This window comes from Moritella dasanensis ArB 0140, assembly GCF_000276805.1.
Lineage (GTDB): Bacteria > Pseudomonadota > Gammaproteobacteria > Enterobacterales > Moritellaceae > Moritella > Moritella dasanensis.
Genome location: NZ_AKXQ01000010.1, coordinates 135477 through 150098 on the forward strand (window position 1 = coordinate 135477; position 14622 = coordinate 150098).

The 14622-nt window shown below is 41.0% G+C and carries 14 protein-coding genes; 6 read left to right on the top strand and 8 right to left on the bottom strand.

From position 1 onward, the window contains the following. Positions 1-7: 7 nt before the first annotated feature. The 5 genes from A923_RS0110345 (at position 8) to A923_RS0110365 (ending at position 3698) form a co-directional block, all read left to right on the top strand. Positions 8-742: a response regulator gene (locus A923_RS0110345; protein WP_017221607.1), complete on the top strand. Its 735-nt coding sequence runs from the start codon at positions 8-10 to the stop codon at positions 740-742. Positions 743-851: 109 nt separating this feature from the next. After that, positions 852-1409: a hypothetical protein gene (locus A923_RS0110350; protein WP_017221608.1), complete on the top strand. Its 558-nt coding sequence runs from the start codon at positions 852-854 to the stop codon at positions 1407-1409. 153 nt (positions 1410-1562) lie between these two features. Then, positions 1563-1949 carry an autonomous glycyl radical cofactor GrcA gene (gene grcA / locus A923_RS0110355; RefSeq protein ID WP_026006189.1) on the top strand — a complete coding sequence of 129 codons (387 nt, stop codon included), beginning with the start codon at positions 1563-1565 and terminating at the stop codon, positions 1947-1949. A 250-nt stretch (positions 1950-2199) separates the two neighbouring features. Next, on the top strand, positions 2200-2622 hold the full coding sequence (locus A923_RS0110360; protein WP_017221610.1) for an MAPEG family protein: 423 nt from the start codon (positions 2200-2202) through the stop codon (positions 2620-2622). A gap of 92 nt (positions 2623-2714) precedes the next feature. After that, positions 2715-3698, top strand: coding sequence for a hypothetical protein (locus tag A923_RS0110365; protein ID WP_017221611.1), 984 nt, complete (start codon positions 2715-2717; stop codon positions 3696-3698). 12 nt (positions 3699-3710) lie between these two features. On the opposite strand, the gene A923_RS0110370 is transcribed toward A923_RS0110365, so the two are convergent. The 7 genes from A923_RS0110370 to A923_RS22225 all read right to left on the bottom strand — a co-directional run bounded on the left by A923_RS0110370 (position 3711) and on the right by A923_RS22225 (position 12243). Continuing rightward, positions 3711-4058, bottom strand: a complete 348-nt coding sequence (locus A923_RS0110370) for a DUF4156 domain-containing protein (protein ID WP_017221612.1) — start codon at positions 4056-4058, stop codon at positions 3711-3713. 123 nt (positions 4059-4181) lie between these two features. Then, entirely contained in the window at positions 4182-5477 is a 1296-nt protein-coding gene (locus A923_RS0110380; protein ID WP_017221614.1) for an MFS transporter, read from the bottom strand. Next, positions 5477-6226, bottom strand: coding sequence for a glycerophosphoryl diester phosphodiesterase (locus A923_RS0110385; RefSeq protein WP_017221615.1), 750 nt, complete (start codon positions 6224-6226; stop codon positions 5477-5479). Before A923_RS0110385 ends, A923_RS0110380 begins: the two co-directional genes overlap by 1 nt. A 398-nt stretch (positions 6227-6624) precedes the next feature. Further along, on the bottom strand, positions 6625-7164 hold the full coding sequence (locus A923_RS0110390; protein ID WP_017221616.1) for a hypothetical protein: 540 nt from the start codon (positions 7162-7164) through the stop codon (positions 6625-6627). 88 nt (positions 7165-7252) lie between these two features. Then, on the bottom strand, positions 7253-9103 hold the full coding sequence (locus tag A923_RS0110395) for a sugar phosphorylase (RefSeq protein WP_017221617.1): 1851 nt from the start codon (positions 9101-9103) through the stop codon (positions 7253-7255). A gap of 29 nt (positions 9104-9132) precedes the next feature. After that, positions 9133-10362 (bottom strand): glycosyltransferase family protein, encoded by a 1230-nt coding sequence (locus A923_RS0110400; protein ID WP_017221618.1) that lies wholly within the window; start codon positions 10360-10362, stop codon positions 9133-9135. Between the two features lie 54 nt (positions 10363-10416). Continuing rightward, positions 10417-12243, bottom strand: a complete 1827-nt coding sequence (locus tag A923_RS22225; protein WP_017221619.1) for an HAD-IIB family hydrolase — start codon at positions 12241-12243, stop codon at positions 10417-10419. 220 nt (positions 12244-12463) lie between these two features. Between A923_RS22225 and trhO the strand changes: the two genes are divergently transcribed. Then, complete coding sequence (gene trhO / locus A923_RS0110410) at positions 12464-13468, top strand: oxygen-dependent tRNA uridine(34) hydroxylase TrhO (RefSeq protein ID WP_017221620.1); 1005 nt, start codon at positions 12464-12466, stop codon at positions 13466-13468. Positions 13469-13585: 117 nt separating this feature from the next. Here trhO and A923_RS0110415 read toward each other — a convergent pair whose 3' ends face one another. Continuing rightward, the gene (locus A923_RS0110415; RefSeq protein ID WP_017221621.1) at positions 13586-14593 is read right to left on the bottom strand and encodes a hypothetical protein; all 1008 of its coding nucleotides are present in this window, start codon (positions 14591-14593) and stop codon (positions 13586-13588) included. Positions 14594-14622 lie beyond the last annotated feature (29 nt).

The window sequence follows — 14622 nt, forward strand, 5'->3', positions numbered from 1 at the left end:
AGGGAACATGTCAAAGGTATTGATCGTTGAAGATGAAGTCAAAATTGCTCAGTTGTTAACGGATTACTTGGTGCAATCGGATTTAGAAACCGTGATGGTACATGATGGCAATGATGTTGTTGAACTTGTTTATCAACACAATGTTGAGCTTGCCCGTGAACACGCTTTTGATATTATTTTGTTAGACCTCATGTTGCCCGGTAAAGACGGTGTCACGCTGTGCCGGGAAATTCGTCAGTTTTCTGCTGTGCCAATTATTATGGTGACAGCGAAGGTCGATGAGATAGATCGGTTGATTGGTTTAGAATTGGGTGCTGATGACTATATTTGTAAACCGTTTTCACCCCGAGAAGTGGTTGCAAGGGTAAAAGCGGTATTACGACGCACGCAATCTCCGGTATCGATACAAGCGTTAAATATTGCCGCGAGTGAAGCGAATACTACAAGCTCAACGCCCAAGGTCATCGAATTAGATCCCGATAAATACCAAGCGCATGTCTTTGGCTGTCCGGTCGAGTTGACGGCGATTGAGTTTAATCTATTACAAATATTAGCCAAGCACCCGGGGCGAATATTTTCTCGTTCACAATTAATAGGGCAGGTATATCAAGACCATCGTGTCGTCAGTGAGCGTACTATCGACAGCCACGTGAAGAAACTGCGGAAGAAGTTAAATGGGATTAAACCCGATATGGACCTGGTGCAGTCGGTATACAGTGTGGGTTATAAATTAGCGCTATAATGCATTAATTGACCTTTTGTACTTCACTTATACTAATAACCGAACTAAAGTTTAGCAAGATTATGCCTTTTTATTGTATTTATTGCAGCTGTATTAGGGGGTGAATAATATGTTAAGACACTATTACATCGCAGATGACCTTGACGAACTTGTTATTGTTGAAAGGGAACTTGAAGACGAAGGGTTTACCGAACCGCAAATCCATGTATTAAGCTTAGATAATGCCAGTATTTCGGAACATAAATTGAATAACGTCGACCCTTTATTTAAACAAGATGTTATTAGAGGAACGGGTATCGGTGCTGGTATCGGTAGTTTATTGGCGTTAGCAGCACTCATTATTCCCTATATGGCGGGTTGGCATTATGGCCCTATCGGTTGGGAAACATTTATTATTATAGCCCTGTGCTGTTTCATCTTTTGTACTTGGGAAGGTGGTTTTTTAGGTTTCAAAAAGCCGAATACGCGTTTTTGTCGATTTCAAACGTTACTCAAGAAAGGCAAGCATATTTTGTTTGTCGATGTTGACCCAGTGCAAGAACATAATTTTAGAGAGATAATGAAAACCCATCCACGTGTTAAAGCCGCAGGTTGTGGTGCAGCGACACCGCACTGGGTTGTTAGCTGTCAAGATACTTTAGAAAATGTTAAAAAACGTGTATTTTAACAGTGTTAACGCTCTGAATTAACCCATTGTTAACCTAATAAGTACAAAAATTCAAACTACTCATAAAGTGTTATCTTTTTATCGGTTATCCCTTGTATTATTAAGGTTTCTTGTTGTATGGTGAGCTTAACCATACAACAAGAAGGTAAGACAATGAGTAAATTAAAAGGTATTCAAATCACTAAAGCTGACGATCAGCGTCTAAATAATTCAATTTGGCTCATTGATGAAAGTGCAGAACAAGCTAGATGTATTGGTACTGTGGATGATTTCATTGCGCAAGATGCAGTGGTTAGCTTATCTGAGCTAGGCAACTTTGAATCGCGTGATGTTGCAATTGAAGAACCTGCTAAAATTGAAGGTGGTCAACACCTAAACGTGAACGTATTAACACGTGAAACGCTTGAAGATGCAATTAAAAACCCAAGTGCTTACCCACAGTTAACAATCCGTGTATCGGGTTATGCTGTGCGTTTTAACTCATTAACATCTGAGCAGCAACAAGACGTTATCAGCCGTACATTCTCTAAAACAATGTAATGCTATTTCGTGACGTGGTTTCAAGATCCGTTTAACGGTATGACTTAATTACGTCCCTAAAGCCTCTGTTTTTTACTGGGGCTTTTTTATTTTTAACCTTTCTATTTATTCAGCCTTTTATTTAACTCTTTATTCAACACCTGTCACTCTTTCCTTATTTATCTAATTCAATTGTGATTAATCATTTCCCATCGTCTGGTTTTTACTTTATATCTAGTGCTATCTAATTTAGACAAAAGGGAAAGGCACGATGGATGGAATAGCCATTTTATATCCACTACTTGGACATATGCTGTTAGTTATATCACTGTATATTCTGTTGATAATGCGTAAGTCAAAAGCGATTAAAGCCAAGGCAGTCGATTTTAATAAAACCGCGTTAAACAACAAAGCTTGGCCGGAAGATGTGGTGCAAGTATCTAATAACTTAGATAATCAGTTTGAATCTCCGTTGGTATTTTATGGATTGTGTATCATTACAGTACTGGTGGGCGCCGTGAATGGTTTTGCTATTGGATTGTCAGTTGCATATGTGGTGTTCAGATATATCCATGCTTATGTGCATGTCGGTACTAACTATATTCCATATCGTTTACGTGCGTTTGCGCTGTCTTTAGTGGCAATGTTACTGCTGTTAATTCAAACCTCGGTACATATCATGATGAATATCTAGTCATCGATTTTATTATGGCGGGATCGCATTAATGTTTATACACTTTACCTAGTTCATCTTAACAATGTCTTGTTTGTAGAGTGTTATTACGCATGAAGGTCATTATCGCCTGTATCTGTTTATCAAGTTCTTTCGCTGCCTTATCAGAAGAGATAACGGCAGAAGGCATACCCCCGACAGGAGAAGTCGTCTCGGTAGAAGAAATCGTCTCGGTAGAAGAAATCGTCTCGGAAAAAGAAAATGTCCCCACGGTTGACGTGCTACAAAGCCAGCTTAATACCATGATGCAAGATACAGCTGCTTGGGTTGATGATATCGGTAGTGATGACAGTAACGGGAACAAGAATAAGGGTTCGGCGAATGGCTATTTACAATTATCTTGGTTACCGCGAACCGCAGATTTAGGCGATGTGGATGTTAATTTTAAAGTGTCTTTGCATTTACCAAAGTGGGATGAAAGGTTTGCTTTGGTTATTGATAATAATGATGAAGATGAACTCTTATTAGATTATGAATCAAAGGATATTGATAACGAGCAAGAGGGGATCAATTTTGCATTTCAATATATTAAGCGGTTTGGTCAAGACAGGCAGGTTAAAAATAGAGTTGGCTTTAGTCGAAGTCAGGTATACCTAAGAAGTGAAATACAGTTTAATTGGCAGGTGCAGCATGTTGATTTTAGTTTACAGCCTCGTTTAACTTATTTTCTAGAAGACGGCTGGGAACCAAGTATCAAAACGGCTGCTGCTTATCCGCTGGAAAGCAGTTCTTTGTCTTTATCCGCCAGTTGGCAACAGTTGCAGACAGAAGCAAACACCAGGCGTAAGATAGGTTTTTATCACATCAAGCCTACCGGTAAAAATCAGCTACTTGTCAGTGGTGTTCAATACAGTAAAAGCAATGATGCAGAAGATATTCCCAATGAAAATTACTTCATTTCGATCCGTTATCGAAACCTTATGTATAAGTCCTGGATGTACTATGAAGTAGAACCATTTGCTGAATTTAATCAAGCTAATGACTTTAACACTGAGGTTGGTATTATCTTTAGCTTAATCAGTTATTATGGCCATTAATCATAATGCCGGCTATTGCGGACAGTCATAAGCTTGAGCAAAAAAGGTCACCGATGTATTAAAGCTCAAGTTGTATTGAATGTGGATCGCGTTAGCGCCCATTGCGTTGGCTTGGTTTTTTAAATCATGAATACTGCCAAGCGTGAGGTCTGTGTTGGAAATAAATAAATAGTTGTACCAAGTGCCTTCAGAGCCGACTAACTCATTGACGAATGTACATTGTGCAATATGTTCGTATCTATCATAAATTTTAATGACGTTGGTTGTGTCATCGAGTGGCTGGATATCGAATAGGCTACAAGAAGTAAGTGTTAAAGCAGTAATAAAGATGAATAAAATTTTGAAATGATTGAATATCATGTTGTCTGGCCGCTGTTTTGTGATTTTAATAATTAAGTTATTTTTTACTTTAATTATTAAAGTGTACAGCGCTTTAAAAATAGCCGCAATTACTGCGGCTATTTTATTTTTAGAGGCAAAATATTAAGCTAGTGTTGCGTCATCCGCAGAGATATCGCCATCACCTTGTTTGCGTTTTAATAACAGCAGACAAATTGCAGTGAACATACCAAATGCAGACACACTTAGTCCAATACCAAAGATCATTTGATAAGCTTCAATCGCAGGGTAAGTATCAATGATCCAACCGTTTAATGCGTAAGCCCAGAACACTGACGCATAAGCTGCAAATGAACCAACACTCATCGCCGCGCCACTGAATTCTTTTGGCACGCCAGCTTCAGCAATCGGCGCTAAGATAATGCCTTTTGCTAGGAAGATACTGAACGAGAAACACATTAATAAAATCATGTTCATCACTAACATTTCAGCTGATTTCGGTAGCATAATGGTAATGCCTAAACAGATAACGGTAAGAGCAAGTGCACACAACATCATTTTAATCGATGACTTGAATACAAAGTCAGCAATTGAGCCAGCAACAAGACCTGCAACAACACCCATCGCACCGGTATTAATGATACCGAAGATAGCCGCTTCTGCAGTAGTTAAACCAAATACCGCTTGCAGGTATGGCACCGTGTAGATAAGCGTAATGTAAGTCCAGTAAACAGTCAGAGAGGTAAGCGCCGCTAACCATACTGTCGGCATTTTCAATACGTAGAATAAACCTTGTAATGCCGCTTTGTTTTTACTTTCGCCCGCTTTAACTTCTAGTTGATTGTCTGGTACGAATTTCCATACACAGAAGATCATTGGTAGGATAAGCAGGGTATAGAATACGATCGCACCTTGGAAAACCAAGATTGAACCACTCACTAGCGCCATGATACCAACGATAATCGCGTTCATGCTCATCTCTGTTGCACGACGGATTGATTCTAATAAACCAAACGCCATGCCTTTGTTGTTATCGCCTGACATTAAGTTCACGCCGTTAACAACTGCTGGCCAGAAGATAGCGTCGATTAGACCCCAAAGACCGGCTATCACGATTAACACACTAAACTGTGGTTGGAAAATGATAATGACCATCATGCTCAAGAATCGGATGAACATACTGGTCATCAAAATAGAGCGCACAGAGAAACGGTTATTTACCCAACCAGCTGGAATATAGAAGAACATCGCAGAACCGATTAAGGTAAATAATACACCCATCTGTGTATTGTCGATGCTTAATACTTCTAGCAGTAAGTTATAAAACGTACCTTTAAATGCTTCAAAAGCAGAGTAGATGATTTGTCCTGATAGCACGACAGACAAGAAACCGTAAAAACGGCTTTTTGAGTCGAAACCAATTTTGCTTAATAAGCTCATTATTTATTACCTAACGTTTTGTATTTTGATGGGAATTTATGAGCGATATCGGTACAAATACCGTCAACGCCCCAGTTGAATAATTGATTTGCGCGCGCAAGATCATTAACAGTCCACACATTAACTTTAAAACCTGCAGCTTTAAATTTTTGTACCATTTCTTGCGTTAAGCCTTTGTCTTGTGGATGGATATAATCGGCGTTACACCAATCTAAAATTGAGTTCCAATCGTCCCACAAGGTATGGCTTTCAAATAAACAAGCAACTTGAGTATCTGGGCTACGGCGTTTAAATTCGGTTAGTGCAAGGTGGTTGAAACTTGATACGATTAACTCACGCTCAGGGTTCAGTTCTTTCAAACCAACAATGAGGTTATCAATCATGGTATAACTTAACGCTGCACTTGCCGCACATGATTTAAGTTCGATGTTCATGTTTAGCTCAAGCTTATTGGCTAATGCAATTAACTCTTGCAGGGTCGGTAGTTTTTCACCAATGAATTCATCTGCAAACCAACTGCCTGCATCGATATTACCGATGTCTGCATGACTGATTTTACATAATTGACCGCTCTTATCAGTACAACGATCTAATGTATCGTCGTGAGAAACAATGATCGTACCGTCTTTTAAAATGTCGACGTCACATTCAAACCATTGGATATTATGTTCTTTACATAAAGAAAATGCGGCTAATGTATTTTCTGGTGCCAGTGATGACATTCCACGATGAGCAATCAATCTTTTCATTGTTAACCTTTTTGCAACTAAATGATGTCGAGATAATAAAGGAGATTATATAAATGAAATGTGACATGGATAGTACTATCACCCTTCGAAAGGGTTAATGTTCGATATAAGCTACTGTTTGTTCGATAAGTCACCAACCGAAACTACTTTTTGACTAGTGTAAATACGTAAAAAAACATTTGGTTTCGATTGAAGGTTACATTCGAAGGTATAAATGAGTGTGTTTGTAAGTAGAGTTAAGGCTAGGTTAAATAAGGTGGGGTTAACTGTATTGTTATTATTATGTATTCGAGATGGCAAATACGAGATGTTAATTTTTCTAAGTACCTTTCACTACATCATTCTAATATAGACATAATAAGGGGCATCACAAGATAGCCCCAAAGTTGTCGTTTGCTTTATTTTTGGGTCGCAACAGGGATCATTATATGGACATAAGGCGTGCCTTTCCACATCACATAAGGACCACCATAGTGGGGATCTGTCGGTAGTGAATCGAGTAGGGCTTTATCGGGGGTGATAATCATTAAATGCGGCCCTTCTTTGACCCACTGGTTATCACTGGTTTTACTTTTAGCGTAAGGGTCAATATTACTGGCGCCTTCGTCTCCCGCGAGCATATACGAGATCCCCATTGCTTGAGCTTGGAATGGTTTTTTGTTCATCCATGCATCCGCCCATGCCATCCAAGGACCGTCCATACACATGGGGGCTTTACCTGTTAGGTGGGGGGGTGTTGGAAAACAAGTGTAATTGTTGGTGCCTTTCTTTAATACATTATTATTCCAATCAACCACTGTCACGCCATCACGCAATGCAATCGGGGCTGCACTCAAGGCATCGTTGAGTAAATTTTTGGATTTACCGTCATTATAAGCCGTAGCGGTAAAACTGATACAAAGTAATATTGCACTTAAGATATAGGATGTAACTTTCATTACGTTATCCTCGGTTTGGTTATGTCACTCCTGAGTATAGTTCAATATGACTTTGCTTTATTTTACTGCGCCATATTATGGGTCTATTTTAACGGTTGCTCAACCACAGTGTTTGATAGGGTGCAAGCGTTAAAAATTGGCCAATGTCTTTGATGGTATCGCCGGTAATTAAGTCATACCAAAAATCGCTACTGATCAAGTTTACATTCGCTAGTGGCAGTGTCAGCTGCGTATCTGCAATATTAGTGATGCAAAATATGCTTTGGCTACGATCAATACTTTGTCGCCAAAATCCAAAAACTTGTTCGCCCAACTGTAAGGTGAATTGCGTCGCGTTTGGATGAAAGGCCGGCTGCGCCGTGCGTAATGAGATCAGGTGATTGATATCGTGCAATGCACGCGCGTGCTGGCTGTTGGGATCGTTAAGCTGTTCGTTCAGCGCGTCCAGTTGCCAGCGATGCCGATTGATGGAACGATTATGACTGGTATGTTCGAGCTTTTTATAATCATTACTGGTGCCAAGCAAGCTGTGAATATAAATACCAGGGATCCCTTCCAGTGCCAGCATGATAGTGTGTGCACAGATGAAACGCGCATGTCCCCACTTATCGGGTCCTTTTGTTGTGCCTTGTAATGCATCGTACAGGGTAATGTTCAATTCGTAGGGTTTGCGTATTTCTTTGGTTTGTCTATTTTCGCTGTTGTTATTATCCACTGTGACTGTACGCCACGATATTTGGCCACCAAATGCTTGCATTGTGGTGACTAACTGATCTATCTCTTGATCAGACAGTAAACCTTCTGTGGGCCGTAAACCAATACCATCGTGCGAGGCGATAAAATTAAAGTAAGCCGTGCCATTTTGTGCTGGTGGCATACTCATCATCCACTGTTTTAAGTACAGGCAATTACCGGTGATCAAGGTATTAACCAACAATGGCGGCAGGGCGAAGTTGTAGATGCAGTGTGCTTCGTTACCATTACCAAAATAGGTCAGGTTTTCTTTGTTCGGTATATTGGTTTCAGTAATGATCACGGCATCAGCACGGGCGTGCTCGATGAGCGTTCTTAACAGGCGCACCATTTCGTGGGTTTCGGGCAGATTAATACACGGTGTGCCCGCTTTCCTCCACAAAAAGGCAATTGCATCGAGGCGGAATATCTTGATGCCATTGTCTAGGTATTGACGAATGATGGACACGAAGTTGATGAGTACCTTGGGATTGGTAAAATCAAGGTCGACTTGGTCGTGACTAAATGTGCACCATACTTGCTGTTTTCCAGAGGCGGTTGTTGTTGACCGAAACAAAGGCGAAGTACGCGGCCTGACAACGGCTTCTATACTGTCATCGCGATGCGTTATGGTATCGCTGGCGTTGGGATATGCCGAATTAGCATAGGTGGTAGCCGTGTAAAAATAATCATGACCAGTGCCTTCACCGCGAATGAAATTATCAAACCATTTACTCCGGCTAGAGCAATGGTTGATCACTAAGTCGGACATAAGGTGATGGCTTTGGGCTATCTGCTTTATATCACTCCAATCACCTAAAGCCTCGTTAACACTGGCGTAGTCAATAACCGAAAAACCATCATCACTGCTGTACGGAAAGAAAGGCAGTATGTGGACACTGTTGATGGTATCCGCACAGTAATGTTGGAGAAAGTGATGCAGTGTCTGTAACGGTTTTTCATCGGAATGAACAATACTGTCTCCGTAGGTAATTAAGATGGTGTCTTTTTCTGACCAATGATTCACTTGTGGTGTCGGTGTATGCAACTGCTCTGTTAATCGCATCGTCGACATTAACTCTGCGACTAAACTGGCAATTGATATGGGCAAATTAATATCAGCATAAATCGTACTGAGCTGTTGCGCTAAGCGTTGCTGTAACTGTTGTTGTAATTGTAGCTGTAAGTCAATTTTTGGATTTAACATCGTCACCATCCATTTTAAAAGTTGATCCGCTATGATTGAGAGATAAAGTCGGCTCTATCTAACTCGACGGCTTCTTTAAGGCGCTCTAATACGTCCGGCATTGCTGAGATAACGCGGTTCCAACTGGGCATAAATGGTTTTTCCATCGGGTTATCGAGGAAGTTCTGTCCGGCAGTCATGATGTTCTGGGCAAACATTTCAACCGCTTTTTCTTCGGCGTGGATATCCAGTGTCAGGCCGTTCATCACCGCATCGTTATAATAGGTTTCAACAAAATCGAGGGCGATACGGTAATACGTTGCCTTGATGGTACGGAAGTTTTCATTGGTGAAAGTATGGCCTTGGGTGGCTAATTTACGGAAGAAGGCTTTGGTAATATCAATCGACATTTTTGACAAACCGCCATTTTCATTATCCAAGGATAAGTCTTGATGTTTGTGGTCGTATACGTCAGCGATATCCGCTTGGCATAATCGATTATGCGAATAATTGCGGTGCATTTCTGACAATACGCCAATCTCTAAACCCCAGTCACTGGGAATACGAATGTCGTTGAGTACATCTTTACGGAATGAGAACTCCCCCGCGAGTGGGTAGCGGAAGCTGTCCATGTATTCAAGGTAATCGTTATGACCGACAACGCGTTTTAGTGAGCGTAATAATGGTGTAATTAATAACCGCGATACACGGCCATTGATCTTACCGTCAGCTACACGGGCATAAAAGCCTTTGCAGAATTCGTAGTTAAATTGTGGATTAGCCACGGGATAAATCAAGCGGGCGAGCAGTGATCTGTCATAGGTTAGAATGTCACAATCATGCAGTGCCACTGATTCTGATTTGCCAGAGGCGAGTGTATAACCCATGCAATACCAGACGTTTCGACCTTTACCTAACTCTTTTGGCGCTAAACCAAGTTTGGCAAGTTCAGCATCGAGTGCTTGCAGGCGGGGGCCATCATTCCACAAAATACGATGATGTTGTGGTAGCGCGCCAAAGAATTTTAACGCGTGTTTATATTGCGCTTCATTGGCTCGATCTAAACCAATGACAATCTCGTTTAAATACGGCACATCTTGTAAATGCTGAATGATGTTAGGCAGTGCTTCGCCTTCTAGTTCTGAGAATAATGACGGTAAAATTAACGACATTGAACGCAATTTAGCAAACTCGGTGAGCTCTGCTTCCATTGCAGCTAATGGACGTTGGTTTAAATTATGCAGTGTCGTTATGACACCATTTTGATAGAAATCAGCCATGATAAACCTTCCTTGATATTTGAATTGCAGTATTAAGCCTAAGTATTGAATTGACTAAATGCTTGTTAGCTTTAATGTTGGTACTCGTGTTGGTAACCGTTCAGATAACAGCTTGGGTAATAGCGTCGATAATACTTCTGCCCAGCCTGTTGGTCCGGTATGCTTACTGATGGTTAAACCCTGTTTACGTTTTAATTTTGGTGGCGTATGTACTGGTGATAAGATGATCGCGGCGTATTGCGCCGCTTCTAGCATAGCAATGTCATTGTTACCGTCGCCGAGTGCAATAGAGTAGGGTGTTTGTTGTAGGTTAAAGAATTTAAATTGCTGCATTAACCAGTCCATCGCTTTGCCTTTGTTGCTATCACCGCAGACATGCAAGAAACGTCCGCCTTCTAAGATGGTCGCGCCTTGTTTTTTAAGTTGCTGGATGAATACTTGTTTCTGAGCTGCATTACCTTGCCAGAGTAGGGGTTCGCCATATTGTCTTTGACTTGCAAGGACAGCACTTGCCTCGTCCAACCCCGTAGCGTTAATGATGTCGTTAAGCGTCATCATGCTCATACCTGTAAACAACTCAGCCTGCTGTTCGGACACTGTTTGTAATAGTGATAACCAATGTGCGCGTGACTGCACGAGGGATTTAACCCAGTAGCCATCTTGTTGTATTGTGCCGATAGGCTGATGGCTAAAGTAGTTAACAGGGATGTAAATAGCAGCGCCGTTTTCAACAATAAATGGCCCATTCAAATTGAGCTTATGTCTTAACTCGAGCAGTTCGGCATAGGTTTTACTGGTATTTGGGATCACGGGGATTGCTGCGTTTTTTAATTCAGCAAGCGTACTCAAGGCGGGTGTGAAACTGTAGTCGTCATGATCTAACAAGGTGCCATCAAGATCGGTGAATATGGCAGGGTAACGATTAAGCTCGATTGATTGTGGGGTATATGAATGCACCATATTACGCTTAGCATCTAGCTCAAATACCCAATTACATAAATTTGGTAGTGTGATTAACCCATGCGCTGTGAGGCGTTGAAAATAAGCAGTAAACAACTTTATTTCAGATTCACTCATGACACGGTCAAGTGAGGTACTGAGTGTTAGTGTTTGTTGTTTTAATTTTAATTCTTGCTCTAATCGCCACTGAAAAGCAGTATCAAAATTAGGTGCTTTTAGCATGACTAACATATCTAACCGTTTATAAAGATCAGCATAATGATACTTTATTTGATCGTTCACATAACGACGCCAAATACCGTATTTATCTTTTGTTGCTTCAAGGTTGTTGACTGGCTCTAGCAGGGCTTCATCTGTCTGTGGCTGCACACCTAAACACCAACCTTCTAAGATAATCACATCGACAACACCGTGAATCACTGGCCATGCTGATTCTGGATAAGGGTTATCGGTGGTTTTATTAAACCGCGGTAGCGCAACGGGCGCGGTATTATTCGTCGCCGATTGCAATTTATCTAATGTATCGTGTGCCAGCGATAAATTATGGGTGCCGGGTACGCCACGGGTTTGTAATAAATGGTGCTCGTGCACTGACAAATTTTTACGTTGCTGGTGGCTATAATAAAAATCATCTAGAGATAGCACTGCGACATTCATTTTATATTCGCTGGTTAAATAGGTCGCAAGATAATCTGCAAGCGTTGATTTACCAGCGCCCTGGCAACCATTAATACCAACTAAAACAGGTGCTTGATTGTGATGGCTAGTTTCTATGTTAGTGATAGCGTGGTCTTTTGCACTGTATTGGTGCGCTCTGATCGCCGATATGATCGTCGTGTACCATTTTGTCGCATTTGCTAAATAAGATGTATCGAGCATATTACGCTTAATGAATGCGGTTAATTGCGGGTTTGTCATCATAAAAGCCATCCTAAATGAGCGAATCTTATAATGAGTTGTTCAATAACCGTGCCATGTATACCTCTAAGGTATAAGTTTGGATGTTTTCATCGGTGGTGTTGGGATTACATTTTGACCTAGATCAATTTCACTGGTCGCAATATCGCATTTCTGTTACCATCGCCGCCTTAATCTACAGCGCTGGATTTACGTTCCAGTTAGCTCAATGGGGAATAACCAAATGTCAGCACCAATTACGACCAATAATACCGCTCAAATTACAGTTTGTGCTTTGTACAAATTCGTACGTTTAGAAAATTTTGAAGCGTTACGCGCGCCTTTATTAGCAAAAATGGAAAGCCAAGATGTTCGCGGTACGCTGTTATTAGCGGCTGAGGGTATCAACGGTACCATTGCTGGGCCACAAGCAGGTATTGATGCTGTATTAAGCTTTTTATCTCAAGACCCAAGTCTAGGCGAAATCTCTGTTAAACAATCTTATAACGACGAGAACCCGTTCTTACGTACTAAGGTTAAGTTGAAAAAAGAGATCGTAACGATGGGCGTGGAAGGGATTGATCCTAACCAAGTCGTGGGTACGTATGTACAACCGAAAGATTGGAATGCACTTATTTCTGATCCGGAAGTGATCTTAATTGATACCCGTAACGATTATGAAATTGAAATCGGTACATTCCAAAACGCTGTGAACCCGAATACAGCGACTTTCCGTGAATTTCCTGAGTATGTGAAAAACAACTTAGACAAAGAAAAACACAAGAAAGTAGCGATGTATTGTACCGGTGGTATTCGTTGTGAAAAATCGACTGCTTATTTAAAAGAGCAAGGTTTTGAAGAAGTTTATCACTTAGAAGGCGGTATTCTTAAGTATCTTGAAGAAGTACCACAAGAAGAAACGATGTGGGAAGGCGAGTGCTTTGTATTCGATGGCCGTGTTTCTGTGAATCACGATCTAGAGCAAGGCGAATGTGACCAGTGTTTCGCTTGTCGTTACCCGTTAACACAAGACGAATTGCAAAGTGAACATTACGTGAAGGGCCTTAGCTGTCATCGTTGTCACGATAAAGTGACAGATGAGCAACGTAGCCGTTTTGCTGAACGTGAACGTCAAATGGAATTAGCTGAAAAACGTGGCGAGTCACACATCGGTGGTGAGATTAAACACATCATTGACGAACGCCGTGTTGAAAAAGCCAAGAAGAAAGCTGAGCAGAATTCAAAATAAGGTTTAAACTTATTTGAGTGTTTAGCTAAGAACTAAAAAGCCGTTGTTACTTTTGCAAGTAACAGCGGCTTTTTATTATCCATACATTCGTGTTTAGCTGTCGCTAAAGAGTCGATATTAGAAACGACGACCTATAGAGAAGATCACTTGGTTCCAGTTTAAGAAACCGTATTCCAAGAACATGTTCCATTCTTGTTTTGGACCAAAGTCATACACCATGCTTACAGACATGTTACCCGTTTCTTCACTTTTAAGGTCAAGGTCATATTCTACATCTAATCCATTTCTACCTAAATCTGGAAAGGCATAATTACCAGTTATGTTCTGGTTAATTAGCTGATAGTTGTAACCAAGTAACACCGCTAATTGTCCACCGGGAACAGCATAACGTTGTCCTGCTCGGAATGAACCGATATATGTTTGAATGGTGCTATCTGTGGTTGTCGTCCACGAATTGGTAAACGCCATAACACCGGTGAAAATAAAAGGGTGCATGCCAGAAATAACTTCCACTTGGCCTGCTAATACAGTCCCGATACCGATATTGTTCGCTGTGTACTCAATTGGTAGTGTAAATGGTGGCAGCAGACTTAAAGCTGGGTTTGAAACATTCTCAGGGTTTACTCTTATTTTTTTATTGCCTTTCGTGTGGCCGACTAAACCATAAACGTTCCAGAAAGGTAGGATCCAAGCATCAACTTTAAGCTGCACACTTTCATCCTCACCTGTGATCGTCACATCGTCTTTTGGAACAATTACATTAAGCCCATTTAGCTTCACATTAAAATCATCCTGCGCGACATAACCCACTTCTTGCTTGTTATAAAACACATTGAAACCCAGTGGGATAGGTAATTGATAACCCATTTCACGCGCTTTCTTACCTAAGAAAGGTAAGCCACTCCAATGCTCTTCTTGAATTGCTATTTCTTGAGATTCAAGCGATTGTAAACCCAATACTGCATCGCCTTGAGGTTTGAATGATTCTGGGAATCCAACACTCTCGGTTGCCACACTATCAATAGCTACTGACGTTTCAGGCGTTAACGTGGTTACGGTTGTGTCGTTCGCAAATGCAAGCGGTGCGGTCAATGTAGTTAATAAAGCAAGCGTTGTTAATTTCATTAATTGTAAAAATCCAAAGTGAGAATATT

Excerpts from the sequence above, each read along its gene's own strand:
- grcA (WP_026006189.1), top strand. The coding sequence starts at position 1,563 with ATGAGTAAATTAAAAGGTATTCAAATCACTAAAGCTGACGATCAGCGT.
- A923_RS0110365 (WP_017221611.1), top strand. The coding sequence starts at position 2,715 with ATGAAGGTCATTATCGCCTGTATCTGTTTATCAAGTTCTTTCGCTGCC.
- trhO (WP_017221620.1), top strand. The coding sequence starts at position 12,464 with ATGTCAGCACCAATTACGACCAATAATACCGCTCAAATTACAGTTTGT.
- A923_RS0110380 (WP_017221614.1), bottom strand. The coding sequence starts at position 5,477 with ATGAGCTTATTAAGCAAAATTGGTTTCGACTCAAAAAGCCGTTTTTAC.
- A923_RS0110385 (WP_017221615.1), bottom strand. The coding sequence starts at position 6,226 with ATGAAAAGATTGATTGCTCATCGTGGAATGTCATCACTGGCACCAGAA.
- A923_RS0110390 (WP_017221616.1), bottom strand. The coding sequence starts at position 7,164 with ATGAAAGTTACATCCTATATCTTAAGTGCAATATTACTTTGTATCAGT.
- A923_RS22225 (WP_017221619.1), bottom strand. The coding sequence starts at position 12,243 with ATGATGACAAACCCGCAATTAACCGCATTCATTAAGCGTAATATGCTC.
- A923_RS0110345 (WP_017221607.1), top strand. The coding sequence starts at position 8 with ATGTCAAAGGTATTGATCGTTGAAGATGAAGTCAAAATTGCTCAGTTG.
- A923_RS0110415 (WP_017221621.1), bottom strand. The coding sequence starts at position 14,593 with ATGAAATTAACAACGCTTGCTTTATTAACTACATTGACCGCACCGCTT.
- A923_RS0110400 (WP_017221618.1), bottom strand. The coding sequence starts at position 10,362 with ATGGCTGATTTCTATCAAAATGGTGTCATAACGACACTGCATAATTTA.
- A923_RS0110395 (WP_017221617.1), bottom strand. The coding sequence starts at position 9,103 with ATGTTAAATCCAAAAATTGACTTACAGCTACAATTACAACAACAGTTA.
- A923_RS0110360 (WP_017221610.1), top strand. The coding sequence starts at position 2,200 with ATGGATGGAATAGCCATTTTATATCCACTACTTGGACATATGCTGTTA.
- A923_RS0110350 (WP_017221608.1), top strand. The coding sequence starts at position 852 with ATGTTAAGACACTATTACATCGCAGATGACCTTGACGAACTTGTTATT.
- A923_RS0110370 (WP_017221612.1), bottom strand. The coding sequence starts at position 4,058 with ATGATATTCAATCATTTCAAAATTTTATTCATCTTTATTACTGCTTTA.